At 40.6% G+C, this 19,147-nt stretch carries 15 protein-coding genes; 10 read left to right on the top strand and 5 right to left on the bottom strand.

The window, feature by feature from the left end; all coding sequences use genetic code 11:
• Positions 1 to 36 precede the first annotated feature (36 nt).
• Genes BGP15_RS10755 through BGP15_RS10775 form a run of 5 tightly spaced genes read left to right on the top strand, consistent with a single transcriptional unit; the run spans position 37 to position 4,821 of the window.
• Complete coding sequence (locus BGP15_RS10755) at positions 37 to 1,476, top strand: HU domain-containing protein (protein ID WP_286769495.1); 1,440 nt, start codon at positions 37 to 39, stop codon at positions 1,474 to 1,476.
• A 25-nt stretch (positions 1,477 to 1,501) separates the two neighbouring features.
• On the top strand, positions 1,502 to 2,209 hold the full coding sequence (locus tag BGP15_RS10760; protein WP_046672749.1) for a MotA/TolQ/ExbB proton channel family protein: 708 nt from the start codon (positions 1,502 to 1,504) through the stop codon (positions 2,207 to 2,209).
• Positions 2,209 to 2,619, top strand: a complete 411-nt coding sequence (locus BGP15_RS10765) for an ExbD/TolR family protein (RefSeq protein ID WP_286769496.1) — start codon at positions 2,209 to 2,211, stop codon at positions 2,617 to 2,619. Before BGP15_RS10760 ends, BGP15_RS10765 begins: the two co-directional genes overlap by 1 nt.
• Positions 2,620 to 2,677: 58 nt before the next feature.
• Entirely contained in the window at positions 2,678 to 3,505 is an 828-nt protein-coding gene (locus tag BGP15_RS10770) for an energy transducer TonB (RefSeq protein WP_046672747.1), read from the top strand.
• An 11-nt stretch (positions 3,506 to 3,516) separates the two neighbouring features.
• Complete coding sequence (locus BGP15_RS10775; protein ID WP_286769497.1) at positions 3,517 to 4,821, top strand: bifunctional folylpolyglutamate synthase/dihydrofolate synthase; 1,305 nt, start codon at positions 3,517 to 3,519, stop codon at positions 4,819 to 4,821.
• A gap of 113 nt (positions 4,822 to 4,934) precedes the next feature.
• Here BGP15_RS10775 and BGP15_RS10780 read toward each other — a convergent pair whose 3' ends face one another.
• A complete protein-coding gene (locus tag BGP15_RS10780) occupies positions 4,935 to 5,954 on the bottom strand; it encodes an asparaginase (RefSeq protein ID WP_046672745.1) in 1,020 nt (339 codons plus the stop codon).
• 12 nt (positions 5,955 to 5,966) lie between these two features.
• Positions 5,967 to 6,734, bottom strand: a complete 768-nt coding sequence (locus BGP15_RS10785) for a TatD family hydrolase (RefSeq protein ID WP_286769498.1) — start codon at positions 6,732 to 6,734, stop codon at positions 5,967 to 5,969.
• A gap of 363 nt (positions 6,735 to 7,097) precedes the next feature.
• On the opposite strand from BGP15_RS10785, the gene BGP15_RS10790 reads away from it, so the two are divergent.
• The 3 genes from BGP15_RS10790 to BGP15_RS10800 are packed head-to-tail and all read left to right on the top strand — an operon-like array spanning position 7,098 to position 10,634.
• Positions 7,098 to 8,492, top strand: a complete 1,395-nt coding sequence (locus BGP15_RS10790; protein ID WP_231585215.1) for a TolC family protein — start codon at positions 7,098 to 7,100, stop codon at positions 8,490 to 8,492.
• A gap of 1 nt (position 8,493) precedes the next feature.
• Positions 8,494 to 9,450 carry an HlyD family secretion protein gene (locus tag BGP15_RS10795; RefSeq protein ID WP_286769499.1) on the top strand — a complete coding sequence of 319 codons (957 nt, stop codon included), beginning with the start codon at positions 8,494 to 8,496 and terminating at the stop codon, positions 9,448 to 9,450.
• Positions 9,451 to 9,461: 11 nt separating this feature from the next.
• Complete coding sequence (locus tag BGP15_RS10800; protein WP_201640105.1) at positions 9,462 to 10,634, top strand: ABC transporter permease; 1,173 nt, start codon at positions 9,462 to 9,464, stop codon at positions 10,632 to 10,634.
• 79 nt (positions 10,635 to 10,713) lie between these two features.
• On the opposite strand, the gene BGP15_RS10805 is transcribed toward BGP15_RS10800, so the two are convergent.
• The 3 genes from BGP15_RS10805 to BGP15_RS10815 form a co-directional block, all read right to left on the bottom strand.
• Complete coding sequence (locus BGP15_RS10805; protein ID WP_046672741.1) at positions 10,714 to 11,736, bottom strand: FKBP-type peptidyl-prolyl cis-trans isomerase; 1,023 nt, start codon at positions 11,734 to 11,736, stop codon at positions 10,714 to 10,716.
• 23 nt (positions 11,737 to 11,759) lie between these two features.
• Positions 11,760 to 12,770: a DHH family phosphoesterase gene (locus BGP15_RS10810; RefSeq protein ID WP_286769500.1), complete on the bottom strand. Its 1,011-nt coding sequence runs from the start codon at positions 12,768 to 12,770 to the stop codon at positions 11,760 to 11,762.
• 118 nt (positions 12,771 to 12,888) lie between these two features.
• Positions 12,889 to 15,528, bottom strand: a complete 2,640-nt coding sequence (locus BGP15_RS10815; RefSeq protein ID WP_286769501.1) for a hypothetical protein — start codon at positions 15,526 to 15,528, stop codon at positions 12,889 to 12,891.
• Positions 15,529 to 15,940: 412 nt separating this feature from the next.
• On the opposite strand from BGP15_RS10815, the gene BGP15_RS10820 reads away from it, so the two are divergent.
• Positions 15,941 to 16,330 (top strand): DUF423 domain-containing protein, encoded by a 390-nt coding sequence (locus BGP15_RS10820; protein ID WP_046672738.1) that lies wholly within the window; start codon positions 15,941 to 15,943, stop codon positions 16,328 to 16,330.
• Positions 16,331 to 16,570: 240 nt separating this feature from the next.
• Positions 16,571 to 19,054: a replication restart helicase PriA gene (gene priA, locus BGP15_RS10825; protein ID WP_286769502.1), complete on the top strand. Its 2,484-nt coding sequence runs from the start codon at positions 16,571 to 16,573 to the stop codon at positions 19,052 to 19,054.
• Positions 19,055 to 19,147: the final 93 nt, after the last annotated feature.

Consider the following 19,147-nt stretch of genomic DNA (forward strand, 5'->3'; position numbering starts at 1 on the left):
TAAGATTATAAATTTGCATCTTAAACATAGTGCGCGATGAATCTAGGCAAAAACATCAATAGTTTATTAAAACGTTATGCGGAAGTATACGTGCCCGGAATAGGTGTGTTCAAACGAATTCATTCTCCGGCTCAGTTCGATAAACAAAATAATGTGTTTTTGCCACCAATTTCTTATGTTGAGCTGGACTACTCTGCTCAACATGGGTTTAATATTGTTCATTATATCCAACAGCAGGAAAACTTGGGCCTAAATCAGGCACAACAGATCTTGTCGGAAACTGTTGAGAACCTGCGGGCTGATTTGGGGCAATTTGGACAGGTCAAATTGGATGATCTTGGCTTATTGATTAGTTATGGCGCAAGTTTAGTCTTCAAACCCTTGGATCTATCTGGATTCGATTTCCAGCCCGTTACAAATCTTGTTGCACCAGAGATTGAAACAGTCGTTTCTTCTTTGGAAGAAGCGAAAGAAGAAGAACTTACGAACTTAGCTGTTGAAGATGCCCCTGTTGTTGAAGAAGATCCTGTAGTGGAAGCTGATCATAACATAGAGCCTGTCGGGGAGTCTATTTCGGATACGGCAGATGATCAAGACGAAACGATCGAGGTTGAAGAGGAAACTGAAACAGCACACGAGCCGGCCGTTGTAAAGGATCCTGTATTGAATGAGACTGTACAGGAAACTGAATTGGCAAATGATCTTAATGATGATGAAACCGAAGAATCTCCATTAACAAAAGAGGAAACGGAGGAGCTTGAACCTGTGGAGGCAGCTTTGATAGCTGGTAGTAATCAATCGGTTACTCTAGAGGAAGAAATCGCTTCAAAAAAAGAAATCGGTGCTATTGCGTCGGCTAACGCCAATTCGGCATATGCACCAAATATCTATGAGGAAGAGCCGCGTAATTCAAATGCGATCTGGTATTGGATGACTGGAATTATTGTGCTGGCAATGGTTGCTGTTGCGGTCGTTTACACCAATCCTGCATTAAAGGATTCGTTATTCGGGTCGACCAAACCTGTCGTAAAGACGGCAGATACCCTTGTTCAACAAAAGCCGATCATGCCTGCTGATACCTTGTCCAATACGCAAGCCGATAGTTTAAAGCAAGTCGATTCATTGGCTAAGCGTAATGTAGCCGATTCTGTTAAAAAGACAGCAGCTGTACCAGTGACCAATGCTGCAGCAAAACCTCCGGTTCTGGAAGCAAATCCTGTGATTAAAGAGTCCATTCCTGTAGCGCAGCCCAAATATCAATTGGTAATAGGTTCTGCAAAGACAATGGCACAAGCCGAGCAGGAAGCTAAGCGTCTTCGCGAAATGGGCTACAAAACGGCACGCGCAGTAGAGGGAAAATTTAAAAGAAATAGAAAGAAAATTATCTTAAATACCTACATGACAAAATCCGAGGCAGACCTCGCTAAGAAATCTGTTGAGAAAAAGATTGAAGGTGCATGGGTAGAAACATTATAGAAACTATATAAAACTATTAATAATTATGTCATTAGTACAAGATACAGCACGGGCTGCTGTGGATTCGTTTAATCAAGCTGCACAACAACCATTACCTGCTGCTGCGCCTACAGAAAACATGAGTTTGATCGATATGATGATCAAAGGGGGATGGATTATGGTTCCAATCTTACTGTTGTTCTTTATTGGATTGGTTATCTTTTTTGAGCGTTATTTGACGATTCGTCGTGCTGCAAAATATGACAACAGCTTAATGTCGCAAGTAAAGGCAAATGTGTTGTCGGGGAACTTGGATTCAGCGTTAGCTGTAGTTCGTTCAAGTAACTCAGCTTTGGGACGCATGTTGCAAAAAGGCTTATTGCGTGTCGGCAGACCGATCAAAGATATTGAAGGAGCGATCGAAAACGTGGGTAAATTGGAAGTTGCCAAGTTAGAAAAGAACATCAATATTTTGGGTATTATTGCTGGTATTGCCCCTATGCTTGGTTTCGTAGGTACGATCTTTGGAGTAATTAAGATTTTCCACGACGTGGAATTAGCTGGTGGTATTGATATTGCTTCTGTATCTGGGGGACTATATGTAAAAATGGTATCGTCTGCATCAGGTCTTGCGGTGGGTATCTTAGCTTATTTGGGCTACCATATCCTGAATATGATGGTGGAACGATTGATTTTACGGATGGAAACGGATGCAGTAGAATTTATTGATTTATTGGATGAACCCGGAAGATAATGAACTTACGAAGTAGAAAAAATAAACCATCTGCGGAAGTACATACTTCAGCGCTGAATGATATCATGTTTTTCCTGATGTTATTCTTCCTGTTGGCTTCTGCAGTTTCTAATCCGCAAGTGGTGAAGCTATTGTTGCCAAAGTCAAGTGCGGGAGAACAATCTGTTGCTAAAAAGACCGTCACGGTATCGATTACAAAAGATTTGGGCTATTTTATTGATAAAAACCCCGTTCCAATTGAAGGATTGGAGGCTGCAATTCAATCCCAAATGGCTGCAGGCGAGGAAGTGACAATTATGCTCTATGTCGATAATACGGTTCCTATTCAAAATGTTATTTCTGTTATGGATGTAGCTAATCGATTGAAGATTAAAGTGGTATTGGCAACAGAACCCAAAAAAGATAAGTAAGAATAATTAAACTTTTTGAGAGTTTATTGTTCATATGTTAATATAGGAGATTAATGCGATGAGATATCATCTTCAACATGAAGAAAATAATTTCCCCAAAGCGCTGGGGATATCGACTCTAGTCATGGCATCGTTGCTCTTGATTGGTTTTTTTGTTGTTTTTAAGGCACAGGCTCCGGATGAATATGGAATGGGGGGAATGATCGTTAATTATGGGACATCACCCGAAGGTATGGGGGATGACTATATGAGCGTTGAGGAACCTTCTGTAGATCCCAATGCGAATAATGAGCGCCCAGACCGTATCGATCCTGTCGAAACACCTACCCCAACTCCAACGCAGCAAGTTGCGGAGAAGGCAGTCGCTACGCAAGATCTGGAAGATGCTCCTGCGGTAACAAAAACCGAAAAAAAGGTAGTATCAAAGGCGCCTGAAACCACCAAAGAAGTGAAGGAAGTGGCTCCGCAGGCAAACGCTAAAGCACTTTTTAAAGGAAATAAAAACAATGGTAAAGGAGCTGGTGATGGTACAGGAACAACACCTGGAAATCAGGGTTCCAAACTAGGTGATCCTTTAGCAAGTAATTATGGCGAAGGAGGATCTGGAAACGGTAACATGATGTTGTCTATTGAAAACCGAAGTTTTACGCAACGGCCAAGTATCGACGACAATGGACAGCAAGCAGGAAAGGTTGCTGTGGAGTTTAGAGTCAATAAGCAAGGAGTTATCACCTATGCGCGTGCTGGTGTAAAAGGAACGACGATCACCGATCCATCGTTATTGGAGAAATGTGAGCGTGCTGTACGTGGCGCTAGGCTAAACCAATTGCCGAATGCTCCCGACTCACAGACGGGACGGATTGTGTTCAATTTTAGATTAAGATAAAAATCATTCACATGAATGCTTATAATGAGGCAATTGAGTATCTGTATACTCGATTGCCTATGTTTACAAGGGATGGCGCCTCTGCCTTCAAAAAAGACCTTGACAATACCATCAAACTTTGCGCTGCGTTGGACGACCCACAGCGAAAATTCAAAACTTTACATATTGCTGGCACAAACGGAAAGGGATCTACCTCCCATATGTTGGCCGCTATTTTGGCCGAAGCAGGCTATAAGACCGGTCTCTATACTTCACCACATTTACTGGATTTCAGAGAACGTATTCGTGTCAATGGACAGTTATGTGAGCAAGAATTTGTTGTCGATTTTGTCAATACCCATCGCGAGCTTATAGAAGAAGTCAGTCCATCCTTTTTCGAAATTACTGTAGCCATGGCTTTTGATTATTTCGAGAAGAATAAGGTTGATATCGCTGTCATTGAAGTCGGCCTTGGCGGGCGTTTGGATAGCACCAATATTATTCAGCCTTTGCTGTCCGTAATTACCAATATCGGTTTTGATCACATGAATCTTCTCGGTAATACACTGGCAGAAATTGCTGCGGAGAAGGCGGGAATTATCAAAAGAGATACACCTGTCGTTATTTCGGAATATGCCGAAGAAACGGCTGCTGTGTTTGTGGATAAAGCAGCGATGGAGCATGCGCCGATACAATTCGCTTCTGACAAGTATGAGACCAAGATGCTGGCAGTCGACCAAGATTATTTAACAGTACAGGCTATTGATCCTAACGGTCATCAAGCAACATATCAGCTCGATCTTAAAGGCTCTTATCAGGTGAAAAATCTTGCCGGCGTGTTATTAGCTGTGGATGAGTTACGTCAACTGGGCTTTGAGATCAGTGATCAACATATTCATCGCGCGCTGAAAAACGTGCAAACAAGTACAGGAATTCAAGGGCGGTGGCAACAATTGTCTAAGGATCCATTTATCATCTGCGATACAGGGCATAACGAGGACGGAATTCATGAAGTGCTCAAAAATTTGGCGACAACGGTTTATGATAAATTGCACTTTGTGATAGGGGCAATGCGTGATAAGGATTTATCCCATATGTTGCCTTATCTGCCGAAGGATGCAATCTATTATTTCTCCGCTCCGGATATGCCGCGTGCAATGCCAGCGGATGTGTTGCGAAAAGAAGCTTTGGAATTTGGTCTAGTTGGACTCGATTATCCATCCGTGGAAGCCGCGTTTGATGCAGCAAAAGAGGCGTATCAGCAAGGTAACCTAATTTTTGTTGGCGGAAGCAATTTTGTTGTTGCGGAAGTGCTGGCTAGTTTGACGCACGAATAGGAATATCACCTTTTCTCGAAAATAAATCTGCGGGAGGAATTCATAGAAATTGATCATAAAAAGGGAGCTGCATGACGTGCAGCTCCCTTTTTATACTTTTGTACCGTTGGTCATTAGTCATTGATTGTCAATTCACCACGAATATCCTTTTCAATCCAATAGGCGACTTCTTTTTGATCTTCTAACTCACCTTGAAGATACATCAATTTAGTTACTGCCGCTTCAAATGTAAGGTCGTAGCCATTGAGCACGCCGATAGATTTAAGTCCTTGTGAAGTCTCATAACGACCTAATTCAACAGACCCTACTTTACATTGTGAAATGTTGAGGATATTTTTACCTTGTTCAATGGCTTCCTTCAATAGATCCAGAAACCAGGTGTCGGTGGTTGTATTGCCCGATCCAAATGTTTCCATAACTATGGAGCGGACATCGGAATCCAGGACTGCTTTGATAGTTTGCGCAGAGATTCCCGGAAATAATTTTAATACAGCTACCCTGTTGTCCAGTTTGGTATGTAGGATAAATTCTTTATCAATATTATTTAATAAAGCATCTGTATTGTATTTGAGGTGAATACCAGCTTCGACCAATACAGGATAGTTTGGCGATCTAAAGGCCTCAAATTTGGCCGAATTATATTTAAATGAGCGATTGCCGCGGAATAATTTATTGTCGAAAAGAATACATACCTCTTGGATAATGGAGATGCCATCCTGCTTCGCCGAAGCGATTTCCAACGCTGTCATCATATTTTCCCTGGCGTCCGTTCGGATCTCACCGATAGGTAGCTGAGAGCCGGATAAAATGACCGGTTTTTGGAGTCCTTCCAACATAAAGCTCAGTACGGAGGCCGTAAAAGCCATTGTATCGGAACCATGCAGAATAACAAAACCGTCGTAATTCGCATAGTTATCCTTAATAATTTGTGCCATTTCAATCCATATTTCAGGCTTCATGTTTGATGAATCGATAATAGGTTCGAAAGAGTGCACGGTCAGCTTATAGTCTAAGCGACTTAAATCAGGGAGATTACGTTTGATCAATTCAAAGTCGAAAGGAACGAATGTTCCTGTTTCATCTTTAACCATTCCAATGGTCCCACCTGTGTAGATAATAAAGATATTATGCATTGAGTTTTGAAATTATATACCAAATATACGTTTTGAATTTTCTGTTGTGATTTCGGCTACCTTCTCGACGGAAATCTGATGCAGATCGGCTACTTTTTGAGCGACGTAAACCAAATAGCTGCTCTCATTTTCTTTACCGCGGAAAGGGACAGGTGCCAGATAGGGTGCATCGGTCTCAAGAACGATATGCTTCAAGTCGATTTCTTTAACCACTTGATCTAAGCCCGCTTTTTTAAAGGTAACGACCCCGCCAATACCAAGGGCGAACCCTAAATCGATCGCCTGATGGGCCTGCTCCAGGCTGCCCGTAAAGCAGTGCAGAACGCCAAACAGTCTGTCGCCGTGGAGTTCTTCCAATAATTCGAACAATTCAGTAAAGGCTTCCCGGCAATGGATATCGATTGGTAGATTTAATTCTTTAGCCCATTGAACCTGAGTTCGAAAGGCGTCTTTTTGAATTTCAAGCGTGCTTTTATCCCAATAAAGATCCAGCCCGATCTCACCTATGGCATGGACTTTGTGTGTTTCCAAGCTCTTTCGGATGGTTTCTAACTCTTCCACATAGTTTTCCTTTACGTCGCAGGGATGTAATCCAAGCATGGGAAAACAATGTTCTGGATAAGCTGCTACGGTATCAAATACAGGTTTTATGGAAGCGCTATTCACATTCGGCAAAAAAAGGCGTTGTATGCCATTATCAAAGCAACGTTGTAGATGTTCTTGCAGTTTTTCGGTTCCTGCATGGTAATAAATGTGTGTATGTGTATCTGTAAGCAACATAGTTTTCTGCGTGGAAGCAGTGGGTTAGGGTAAAAACTTGTTTTTATTATTATCGAATAAAGTGGTAGACTTAATTACCAAAATTTCAATTCGATCTCCAAAGATAACTTATTAATTAGCAAAAATGAAAATTAATACAGGATTCCTTCGATTGAGATGAATTCCTTTTTCGTATCTTGGAAAACGCCATTAGGAGGAGGACCGCCCCTTCATGCCATGAGGACAGTAGTAACGATTATTATTGCCCCTTGGAAAGATAGGTCGTAATAAAAAGAGTCAGAAGTCAAACATACCGTAAGATTTACTGTTAAACAGATAAAAGAGGCGGTTGTTGTCCTATTTTTATAAGAATAAATGAATCATATGATGAATAAGAGGTTATGCCTGGGTTTGTTGACTTTGGCGTCGGTTATGTTTATAAACAAACTACATGCGCAATCATTGATTGACCCATCGGTAAAAGACATTATTCAAAAAGCCTTTCAGACAAATAAAGAATTGAAATTGAAGGCTTACGAAGTCGATAAAGCACGTCTGGAAGCTGATGGTGTTAAAGCAAATCGGTTGCCGCACGTCTCCGCACTCGGGCTATACGGTTATGTACATAGCAATGGGAGTATTGATATTCCTACAGTTAATATTCCTTTGTTGAACCTAGGCCTGTTTGAAGGAGCAACAGGATTTAGTATGCATGGGCAAGCTGCTTATGCGGGAGTGTCTGTAAAGCAGATTATCTTTTCCGGATTACAGATTCCGAATGGAATAAAAGCCTTGCAGGAGAAAGCTGCGGCACAACAATATTTAGAATCGGCCAGTCGAGAGACACTCTCAAAGGATATTATAGCATCTTTTGATCAGTTAATGTTGTTGGATGAGGTGGATAAATTAATTGTAGATTCTGAAAAGCGATTAAAGAAAGAGCAGGAAAAGGTGAATAAAGCGATTCAAAATGGACTTGCAATACCTTATGATCGAGATAAATTGAAATTGGCATTACTGGAATTGGAAGAGAAAAAGGTAGAACTTTCTGGCAATCGGGATTTGTTGTGCCAAAAGATCGAACAAGAAACTGGCGTGTCTTTTCAGGAGGTTGGTGGAATTCATTATGGACTTAAACCTATATTTTTGTCAGAGCTACCACGTGATGTCGAACAAAGATCCGAATTGAAAGCGCTAGATGCTTCTTCAAAAGCGTATGAATATCTGTATAAAAAAGAGAAGGGGGGAGCTCTTCCTGCTGTCTTTGCCTTTGGATCTGCAAACTATCTGAATGTTTTCAATTCTAAACTCACGGTGAAAGACCAACCCCTGTTTGGTACAGTCAATTTGCCACTTAATTCCATCAAGGGAAGTCCCAATGTCATGGTCGGCGTAGGGGTTAAATGGGATCTCTATACCGGCGGGGAACATCACAATAAGATTAAGCAAGTCAAACTCGATCAACATATCAATACAACCAAGCGGGAAGATACGCAGGAAAAGTTAAATCTATTATTGAGCAAGAATACAGTCACCTATACGACTGGCAACCAAAAGTTGAAAGTGGGAGAACAGCAGTTGAAAGTTGCCGAAAATAACCTTTCTATGGCTGTTAAACAGTATCAAGCCGGCTTAATAGATGTTACGGAGTTATTGGCTGCTGAAAACGATTGGTACAAAGTTAATTTGGGTTATTTTAACAATGTATTGCAGCAACGTACTGCTGCGGTCGAATTACTACATACATCAGGAAAATTATTACAAACTATACATGAGTAACATGAAGAATTTATATGGGATATTATCGTTGTTTATTTTTGTTTCTTGTACAAATCAAGTGAAGGAGAAGCCTATTGAAGGTAAGGTGGAGCGTGAGCAAGTGACGGTTGTGACAAAGGTCCCGGGAAAAATTGCGAAGCTTCTGGTTGAAGAAGGTGACTTTGTGCATGCGGGTGATACCTTGGCTATTTTGAGTATTCCCGAAGTGGATGCTAAAGAAGAGCAGGCAAAAGGGGCACTACAGTCTGCTGATGCACAATATAACATGGCAGTCCGGGGCGCTACGAAAGGACAACTCGTGCAATTGCAAGCGAAGGTTGATGGACTTAAGGAACAATATGAATTTGCGAAAAAATCTATAGGTCGCTTGGATGCCCTTCTGCAGGACAGTCTTATTCCACAACAAAAGTACGACGAGACCTACGCCAAATATCAGGGAGCCAAAAATCAATATCTTGCAGCACAGGCTGAATTAGCTGAAGCAAGGGGTGGGGCTAGACAGGAACAGCAGATTATGGCCTTGGGGCAAAAAGAACGTGCACTTGGAGCGATCTCTGAAGTCAATGTTGCTGCGCAGGAGAAATATGTCATTGCTCCACAGGACATGAGTGTGGAGACGATTAATCTGAAAGTCGGTGAATTGGCGATGGCTGGTTATCCCATTATAAATGGTTTCCTCGATCGATCGACCTATTTTAGATTCACATTGCCCGAAAATAAAATGGGAAAACTTCAAAAAGGAGGGGCCGTGGAAGTAGAAATTCCTTATTTGAATCATAAAAAGGTTAAAGCGAAGGTGATTAGTATTAAAGCCTTAAATTCGTATGCAAGCATCGCCTCAGCTTATCCTGATTTCGATCCGCAACAGGCTGTATTTGAATTGAAGGTTATCCCTGAAGATGCTGCCGGTAGCAAAGATTTGTTAACAAAAACGCTTGTGGTTCTCCATGCGAATTAAAGAGCTTGACTGTGAAAAAATTTTTAGAATTGATCCAACGAGAGTTTAAGCTCTTCTTCAATAATAAAGTGCTATTGATGCTTTTTCTGGGGGCACCTGTATTGTACGGTGTTTTGGTGGGGCACGTCTATCAACAAGGTAAGGTAACGCAGATGCCGATCATTGTGGTTGATGAGGATAATAGCCCCTTAAGCAGTTCATTTATTGATATGCTTTCCGATAATGAGAGTATTGACGTTGCCCGTGTATTACCGTCCTTATTTGATTCAAAAGATATTGCCATGCAATATGAGGCAACAACGATTGTGCATATTCCTAAGGGTTTTGCATCTGGAGTACAACAGGGACGTTTGCCCGAAATGACTGTTTTCGTAGATGGTGCCAATACGTTGACCTCCAATACAGCCATGATGGCTGTTAATGTTTGTGCCTCGACGTTGAAAGCGGGCATACAGATTCAGGCTCAAATGAAACGTGGTGTTCCCGCAAAGATTGCTGCACAGCAGTACGAACCTTTTAAGACAACTTTTGTTAAGCAAAATATCCGAAGTGGAAATTACCTGTATTTTATGCTGCCGGGAGTGCTTATTACCGTGCTGCAGCAGGTCTTGCTCTTAGGCTTGGCTTTGTCTTTTTCCTCCGAATTTGAAGGTAATACATTTCCAGAGCTTGTACGTAAAATCGGTAATCCAATTGGGCTTATTCTTGTTAAGATATTACCTTATGTTTTGATGTCTATTGGTATTCTGGTTTTATATTGGGGTTTTGGTCAGTATTACCGTATGCCTTTACAGGCCGAGTTTGGGCGCTTTGTCCTGTGTACTTTCGTCTTTCTGCTCGCCGTATGTTTTATCGGTGTACTCGTCAGCATTGTCCTACCTTCGCAATTGAAATCGACAGAAGTCCTTATGGTCATTGCAACGCCAGCATTTATCTTGAGTGGCTTTACCTGGCCGTCGAGTCTAATGCCAGGATGGGTACAGGCAATAGCAAATGTAATCCCATCAACCCATTATCTACGAATTTTTAGGTTAATGTTTATTCAGCATGCTGAAAATTACCATACCGATAAGGCCCTGATCGCATTAACCATCATTATGATCATCAGTTTTATATTGGCCGTAGTAATACTGTGGCTCAAAATACGGAAGATCAAAAAAGAAGATAAGAAGGTTAACGCATAACCAATAAAAACAGGAATAACAAAAAAGCGGTTTCATTTTGGTGAAACCGCTTTTTTGTTAACTGAAATTTACAGTCAAATTATTTTTTTGCTGCTGGAGCTTTCGTTGCAGGAGCTGTTGCCGCTGGAGCAGTAGTTCCAGTAGGCGCTACCATGCCTGGAGTTGTTGCTGTAGGAGCAGGAACTTTTCCAGGTTTAATATCCAATACTTCTACTTCAAATACTAAAGGAGCATATGGAGGGATAACACCTGAAGGGCGATCGCCATAAGCCAAAGATGAAGGAATGACTAAAGTTGCTTTTGTACCTTTGTTAAACAATTGGAAAGCTTCAGTCCATCCTGGGATCACACCATCAACACCTAATTGGAACTTTAATGCCTCATAAGGACGTTGAGGGTTGAAAACTTTCTCTTTTTTAGCTACATCTGGAAGATTTGTATCAAATACTTTTCCTGTAGTTAATGAACCTACATAGTTCACATGAATAGAATCACCTACTTTTGCATTTGTTCCTGTTCCAGGTTTCGTGATTACGTATTGAAGACCTGAAGCTGTTTTTGTTGTTTTCAAGTTTTTATCCTTGATATATTTTTCAAGTTTAGCTGGTTCAGCAGCTTTGTGTTTGTTCAATTCTTCTTCAAAATATTTCTGAACTTGTTCGCCCAATTGTTGGTCTGTCAATTTTCCTTTTTTGAAGTGTTTTTTGACTTTGATCGAATAAACAATGAATTTATCTGCAAACTCTGGTTTTGGTTGGTGTGTTTTAGCAGCCATAGAATCCAAGTTGATTTTGAATACCAAGCTATCGCCTTCACCTACGTATTTGAATAAACCAGTAGGGTCACCTGGATTTTTTGCGATGATACTATCTGGATATAATTGAACGATTTGAGGGACTCCCATGTCATATGTACTTTGCATTGTAGAATCTCTGTCCGTTTTCACAACCATGTCAAGTGCTAATAAATCGCCTGATACTGCTTTTTCTTTTGCATTATCATCTACGATTTTATACTCAAGACCACCTTCAGCCTTTTTGAATTTTTGGCATGACGTCATCAAAAGACCGGCAGCCGCGAAAAATAGAATTGCTTTCTTCATTTTCTAATGTATGTTACGATATCTTATTTTGTTAATATTTCTTTATAATTTGGTAAAACCGATTTGAATTTAGCAATCACTGCTTCGAGGCTTTCTTTCGAATTACCGCCTGAAGCGTTAAGATGCCCACCCCCATTGAAATATAATTTACAGATCTCATTGCAAGGAACTTCTCCAATCGAACGCAAAGATAGTTTAATTTGTTCATTTCTGTCAATAATTAAAGCAGCCAATCGAATTCCTTTAATTGAAAGTGCATAATTGACCAGTCCTTCGGTATCGCCGGTGATAACTTCAAACTGCGTGAGATCCGCTTTGGTTACATGGATAATGGCGGTGTTATATTCGTGGATAACCTCTAGACGATTCAGTAGACAGAATCCTAAGAATTTCAGGCGGCTTTCAGACGAACTATTATAAATCTCTTCGTGAATAGCCCAGTTTTGTGCGCCGCAATCAATGAGTGATGCAATGATGCGGTGAATTTCAGCAGTAGTCGAACGGAAGCGGAAAGAGCCCGTATCGGTCATAATACCGGTATATAGGCATGTCGCCATGTCTGCACTGATATGGTCTGGATCTTGCATCTCATGGATCAAGAAGCGATAGATCAATTGTGCGGTCGCCGCTGCAGATGAATCCCAAAAAGCGTAGTCTTCAAATCCTTCCGGATCCAAATGATGATCAATCATACATTTGATTCCCTTCGCTTGACGAATAGGTTCACCCATTTCGTGAATACGGGCAAGACCATTGAAATCCAAGCAGAAAATTAATTCAGCTGCGTCAATCTGTTGATTGTGCAGGTCAATACCCTGTGTATAAATTTGTACATTTTCCAAGCCAGGTAGCCAATCCAAAAAAGCAGGAAAGTCTGATGGTACAATGAGATTTACCTGGTGTCCTTTCGAGGTCAACCAAAAGTACAATCCTAAAGATGAACCCAAAGCGTCCCCATCTGGTTTGTAGTGCGTTGTAATTACAATACGTTTTGGTTCAGCCAATAACTCTTTTAATTCTTCCGATTTCAGCATAGTCATATTAAGTCTGCAAACCTACTATAAAAAAATTAGATTAGACAAATTTTTTATAAAGATCTTTTAGCATCTTAGAGCATTTGGTGTTGATTTTAAAAAATTGATTTTCAGGTTTTTAAAACTTATATACATAGATCTTGAAATCCCGCTTCATGCAGATTAGATAATTGGCATTGTCGCCATAGTTAATCGGTCCATAATAGAATTTTGAAAAACCTTCTACAGGGAATCCTTCCTGAACCAGGCCATCAGATCCGAAGACATAGATCATGCGATTGTCGGTTCCTACGCCAATGATATCAGATTTACCTATTCGTTTAAAAAACAACGGTCTGTTACTGGCCTCTTCGATGAATTTATATTCAAAGTAGGAAGAAGAGTCTCTTGCACTGTAGGCATTCAGTTTGTTGTTGGCTAGAATAACAAAGTCTCTGTCAGCACCACCGCTAATATCTTCAAAATTAAAGAACGCATCTTTGCCCCAGTCACCCAGTTTTATTTTTTTGGTTTCGCCCTCGAAAGGAATTTTGAAGACACTACCTTTATTGTTTGCCAAGTAGATGAAGGAGTTCTTTTCATCCGACGCTGCAACTAAACCAATTGGATTTTTAACACTTTCCCCATCGGTATCCAATGTTTTTTTATGGATGACCTTACCATTTTGATCAAAGAAATAGACGGAAGCAGTGCTTGTACCGGCAATAATATAATTGGTCTGCCCTAAACTGGTTGTTTTTAAATCGAATAAAATTCGCCCGTCCACGCTATTATTTTCAAAGCCCTCCACTTTTTTGCCGTCGAGTGTATAGGCAAGAATGCGGTCTGTTGCGGGAATGTAAATACGTTGCTCTTTATTGAAGGTGGCAATTGTAGCCCCATAAGTTGCCGAGTATGGCAATTCAACTGAAAAACCGGTTCGGTTTTTACCATCTGGCATAAAACGATATAAGCGGTTTTTTGTAACGGCGATAATACTGAGATCCTGTAACTGAATTGGCTCGCCCAAAATTTCACCTTGGAAGAGGTTCTGCCAAAGCTCTTTTCCATCCGGCGAAAATGCATGTACCGTGTGATCTTGTTCTTGAATCAGGATAAACTTATTCTTCCCATCTTGATCTAAAATCCAAGGTTTATTGATAATTCGGTTCTCCAGTTGAGCTGTCCATTCTGGTTTGCCCCCCAGTCTCGTATCACTCTTAAAGAGTGCATATAAACTGGACGAAAATGTGCCTTGGTTGCCACTTAGCTGATAGGACCATGAATAGAAATTTTGAAAGCCATATTCATCCTCATCTTTAAAGTTCTTTGCGAAATCAGCTTTTAAGTTATCCAGAATATTGCTTTTACCAGCCTTAGGTTCTAAATAGAACGTTACGTTACTGCGGCTATTCTGCAATGCTGCATGATTTTTGAAAATTGCAGTACCCGAAAGAAATTGCTTTTCCCGGAAAGATTCACGATAATCTCGCAAGATGCCTGTTCGGCTAGCAACAACCATGATATTGTCTACAATGGTGAAATAGGGTCGGGTAAAGCTCTTGAAAGGTTCTCCAAATAATGCATGTAAAAGATTCGAATATTTAAATTGATAGATCGAATCCCCTACAGCAGTACTGAATTTCTTAAGATTATCGGCAAATTGTGTGGAATCCGAAATGCTAATCAAACCAATCGCATCCTGATTGTCCAGTTCCGCGAGTGCAAATTCATCGTTGAAAATTGGCGCAATGATACTGTCAAATGATACTTTGCTGTCTTCTTCAAAGTTTTTTATACTTTTCGTCAATCGAGCATCTTCTTTTTGTTGTACTAACAATGCTTTTAATCCGCTGCGAAAACTATGGGGATCAGAGATACTAAAGTCTATATAAGATGCTGCATTTTTAGGGAGATAGTTCCCCAGAGCTTGCACTTGAGCCGTCTGCGTGGCAAATAACTGTAAGTAGCTATTTTTGCTCGCCGTGAGATCTGTTTCACCCTTAAAGATAAAAGCATCCTTTTTGAAATTCATGTTCCAGGACGTTTGGCCCTTCAGCGAATCGATCAGGTTGAGATAGGTACCAAATTTGGATTTCATTAATATTCGAGCAATTTGCGACAGTTGCTCATTGAAAAAATAGAGACTAAGTGGTGTGTTTTTATTATTATGGTTTACGAAGAACTCGATTTGTTTGGTACTTATTTTCTTAACCTGTTTATCAAAGATCTGGGAAAGCACCTGCTTAGAGTAGCTGGCGAAAATGATTTCGTGGGAATAGGCACAATAAAGTGTACTATCCTTAGTACCTTGATTAAGCCCATAAAATCGTTGGCCTAAGGTGTCAAAGGGTTGTATCTTGTAGTTTTTACCGACGTTTCCAAGCAATGTTGCCAGCGCGTTATTATCAATGCTTTGACCAACCTGGACGCTATATAGCGGAGTAATTTGATCTTTTTCCTGGTGAAAGGACAGTAATATTTGCTGCCCCGCTACAAGAGGTGCTACCTGTTCGCTACGTAATAATTCGTCTTTAAGACGTTCCAAATTACTGAAATTGCGTTGGCCAATAATGGCTTTAAAGAGCTCATAGTCGTTAAAGATCGTATCTACAGTCTGATCATTGGCAAAGGAGGCAATGGCTAATGTATTTTCAGGAAGATATTGTAAAGCTTTAGAATCTTGTTTATTGTTTTTATTGAAGTCTCCAAAAAGATAGATCGTGGCCGCGATGACCGCGATGAATAATATAACAGTGATGATGATTGTTTTTTTCATCCTTTTTATTTTTTTCAATGCCTGATAAGAACTCGAATAAATCGTCACTAACCCGCTGGTCGATACGATTAAAAATGCAGTTTTTAGCAGAACAACTATTTATGAGGTACTCATTTTCTTTTCAGCAGATAAGTACACTAAACTTGTTTTTTAAATGGTGATGAAGTTATCATGCGGCAGATGTTTATCAAGGATATACAAATCTTGAACCTCGTTCAAGATCTTGGTGAGCTGCACGATGCTCATGATGATTCATACGTAAAACAAACCTAATAAAAATATATGGGAAGAGATAGAAAATCGTTGCTATAATGCGCCTTTGTAATAGAAATTTAACAAAAAATTCCTTATTTTGCTCTGTTTTTAATACATTTATCGCTAGAAACTCATTTTCAGCATTCACTTTAACATAATGAATAAGAAAATCATTTTAGCCGCTTCGTTGTTGGGAGCATTAGCTGTAATATTAGGTGCCTTTGGCGCTCATGGTCTAGAAGGAAAGGTAAGTACATATCATATTGAAACTTGGAAAACTGCAAACCAGTATCATTTCTATCATACCTTCGCCCTGTTATTTTTATCTACTTTTTCGCGAGCAAAGACGTACTCGATTAAAGTATCATTTATTGCTTTCCTCATTGGTATACTTTTTTTCTCAGGATCGTTGTATGTCTTAAGTGTGCGAGAAATAACCGGCTTTGGCAATCCGTCTATTTTAGGACCTATCACGCCTTTGGGAGGATTGTCTTTGATCGTTGGCTGGGTTGCGCTATTTATAGCAGCGCTAAAAAATAAATCGTAATCCTATTTAATTGCCTATGTCGATACGAAATCATATTCGTATTTAATCATAACAGAGCCTTCTTGAATAAATTCAGGAAGGCTTTTTTAGGTTACAATGGATTGACCAGTGATCGCTTGGCTTTCACACTCCGATGTCGCGTTGGCGCCGTATGATTGTAGACGGTTTTATGCATTGCCGGAGTCGTTTGACCGCTATTCCTGAAGGTTTTTTTGTACTTTTATACCATAATTTGAATTTATGTCCAATCCACAATCTACGATTTTTAGTGAAAGAGATACGCTGTTTGTTGATGTGGTCCTACCACTAGCATTAGCAAGAACATATACGTATCGTATTCCGGTTGACTGGAACGATCGTGTGCAGGTTGGTGTACGTGTCATCGTGCAATTTGGACGGAATAAGATCTATTCTGCGGTTGTCAAGTCCATTAGCCAGGAAGCACCAAAGCACTATGAAGCAAAGTATATTTTGGACATCATTGATGAAAAACCCATTGTCAATTTAGCTCAGTTTAAACTGTGGGACTGGCTAGCCGATTATTACATGTGTAGTTTGGGCGAAGTCATGCAGGCTGCGCTGCCCTCGGCATTGAAGCTGGCCAGTGAGACCAAAGTCGTTTCATCGATTGGGGAAGAATTTGACCGTTCCACACTATCAGATAAGGAGTATCTCATCATCGAAGCTTTGGAGGTGGCGGGAGAACTAAAAGTCAATGATATTGTGAAATTGCTGGGACAAAAAACAGTCTTCCCTATATTAAAACAATTATTTGACAAAGGAATTGTTTTGATTTCTGAAGAGATTACAGAACGATATAAACCCAAGACCAAAGCATTTTTGCGTTTTGCGCCCGACTTTCGAAATGAAGATGCAAAAAGAGAATTGTTGGACAGCTTAAATCGTGCACCAAAACAACAAGATGCGGTATTGGCATTTATGCAGCTGGTCAAAAAAACGGAGGAAATTACGCGACCCATGTTGACGGAGGCCTCAGGCTGTGGTAACGGTGCAATTACGGCTTTGATTGACAAAGGTGTTTTTGAAATAAAGGAAAAGGTTGTATCCCGGTTTCAGGGGGAAGATATCGAACTGGATGCCAATTTTCAATTTAATGAAAATCAGCAAAGGGCTTATACCGAAATACAAGCGTCGTTTGAGGAGAAGGACGTTACACTGTTGCATGGTGTGACTGCTTCGGGAAAAACACAAATTTATATACGGCTTATTGAACAAGCAATCGCTGCGGGAAAATCAGCTCTCTATCTACTGCCTGAGATTGCGCTGACAGCGCAGATTACAGCGCGCTTAAAGTTGCATTTCGGCGATAAACTGGGGGTGTACCACTCTAAGTTTAATGATAATGAACGTGCCGAGGTGTGGCATAAAGTCATGAAGAATGAATTTCAGGTTGTGATTGGGGCTCGTTCTTCCGTCTTTCTGCCATTTCAGGATTTAGGGATCATCATCGTTGATGAAGAGCACGAAAGCTCCTATAAGCAGTTTGATCCAGCCCCACGTTACCATGCCCGCGATACGGCCATTTACCTCGGATTTCTACATCAGACCAAAGTACTATTGGGATCCGCGACGCCTTCTTTGGAAAGTTATTACAATGCCAAAGCTAAGAAGTATGGCTTTGTGCAGCTGCTTGAGCGTTATGGCAATGCCCAATTGCCAAGTATTGAGTTGGTGAATATTCCCGAAGAAGGAAGAAAGGAAAATATGTTTTCCTATTTTTCGGGTATCTTGTTAAAGGCAATTGAAGAAGCTGTAAAAAATAAAGAGCAGGTTATATTATTTCAAAATAGACGTGGGCACACGACAATGATCCAGTGTAATACCTGTGGATTTGTTGCAAAATGTGTCAATTGTGATGTCAGCTTAACCTATCACAAGAGCTCTAATATGATGCATTGCCATTACTGTGGTCATGTGGAGCCTCCACTTCGTGTTTGTCCAGCCTGTGGAATGCCCCATATCGAAAGTAAAGGCTTCGGTACAGAACGGGTAGAGGAAGAACTTGAAATCCTGATGCCCGAAATCCGCATCGGTCGCTTGGATCTGGATTCCACAAAAGGCAAATATGGTTTCGACAAAATTATCACGGCTTTTGATGAGCATGAATTTGATGTTCTTATAGGGACACAAATGGTCGCTAAGGGGCTCGATTTCGGAAGAGTAAGCCTTATTGGTGTTGTCAATGCAGATACGATCATTAACTTTCCGGATTTCCGTTCGTATGAACGATCATTTTCGTTATTTTCCCAGGTAGCAGGACGCGCAGGTCGACGTGAAGCCGGCGGAAAAGTTATCATCCAGAGCTACACCACGAATCATCGGGTGTTAGAACAGGTGGTCAATAACGATTATGAAGGGATGTTTATGACTGAAATTACAGAACGTAAAAACTATCTTTATCCTCCTTTCTACCGTCTTATTCGGATTGATATTAAACATACGGATTTTCAGAAATGCTATGATTCGGCCAATCGTTTTGCCTCGGCGCTGCGGCAACAGTTGGGTGCAAGGGTATTGGGACCGGAGCCGCCTTTAGTTTCTCGTGTGCGGAATAATTTTATCCAGACCATTACCTTGAAGATTGAGCGAACAAATATTAGTATTGCAAAGGTCAAGGAATTGATCCGTTCGGTGCTCCTCGATTTTGAAATCGATAAAACCAATGCTGGTGTGCGCGTTCAGGTCGATGTAGATCCCTATTAGTGACAGCTATTGCCCGCATTAACTTGTAAAAACGAGCGTTCTTGGTAAACTTAAATCACATGCGCTTATCGTTTTCTTCGCGGCCAAATTCAA

Origin of the sequence: Sphingobacterium sp. 40-24 (genome assembly GCF_001899705.1) — a bacterium.
GTDB classification, from domain to species: Bacteria; Bacteroidota; Bacteroidia; order Sphingobacteriales; family Sphingobacteriaceae; genus Sphingobacterium; species Sphingobacterium multivorum.

Coding starts and splice junctions, on each gene's coding strand:
- BGP15_RS10755 (WP_286769495.1), top strand. CDS start 37: ATGAATCTAGGCAAAAACATCAATAGTTTATTAAAACGTTATGCGGAA.
- BGP15_RS10760 (WP_046672749.1), top strand. CDS start 1,502: ATGTCATTAGTACAAGATACAGCACGGGCTGCTGTGGATTCGTTTAAT.
- BGP15_RS10765 (WP_286769496.1), top strand. CDS start 2,209: ATGAACTTACGAAGTAGAAAAAATAAACCATCTGCGGAAGTACATACT.
- BGP15_RS10770 (WP_046672747.1), top strand. CDS start 2,678: ATGAGATATCATCTTCAACATGAAGAAAATAATTTCCCCAAAGCGCTG.
- BGP15_RS10775 (WP_286769497.1), top strand. CDS start 3,517: ATGAATGCTTATAATGAGGCAATTGAGTATCTGTATACTCGATTGCCT.
- BGP15_RS10780 (WP_046672745.1), bottom strand. CDS start 5,954: ATGCATAATATCTTTATTATCTACACAGGTGGGACCATTGGAATGGTT.
- BGP15_RS10785 (WP_286769498.1), bottom strand. CDS start 6,734: ATGTTGCTTACAGATACACATACACACATTTATTACCATGCAGGAACC.
- BGP15_RS10790 (WP_231585215.1), top strand. CDS start 7,098: ATGATGAATAAGAGGTTATGCCTGGGTTTGTTGACTTTGGCGTCGGTT.
- BGP15_RS10795 (WP_286769499.1), top strand. CDS start 8,494: ATGAAGAATTTATATGGGATATTATCGTTGTTTATTTTTGTTTCTTGT.
- BGP15_RS10805 (WP_046672741.1), bottom strand. CDS start 11,736: ATGAAGAAAGCAATTCTATTTTTCGCGGCTGCCGGTCTTTTGATGACG.
- BGP15_RS10810 (WP_286769500.1), bottom strand. CDS start 12,770: ATGCTGAAATCGGAAGAATTAAAAGAGTTATTGGCTGAACCAAAACGT.
- BGP15_RS10815 (WP_286769501.1), bottom strand. CDS start 15,528: ATGAAAAAAACAATCATCATCACTGTTATATTATTCATCGCGGTCATC.
- BGP15_RS10820 (WP_046672738.1), top strand. CDS start 15,941: ATGAATAAGAAAATCATTTTAGCCGCTTCGTTGTTGGGAGCATTAGCT.
- priA (WP_286769502.1), top strand. CDS start 16,571: ATGTCCAATCCACAATCTACGATTTTTAGTGAAAGAGATACGCTGTTT.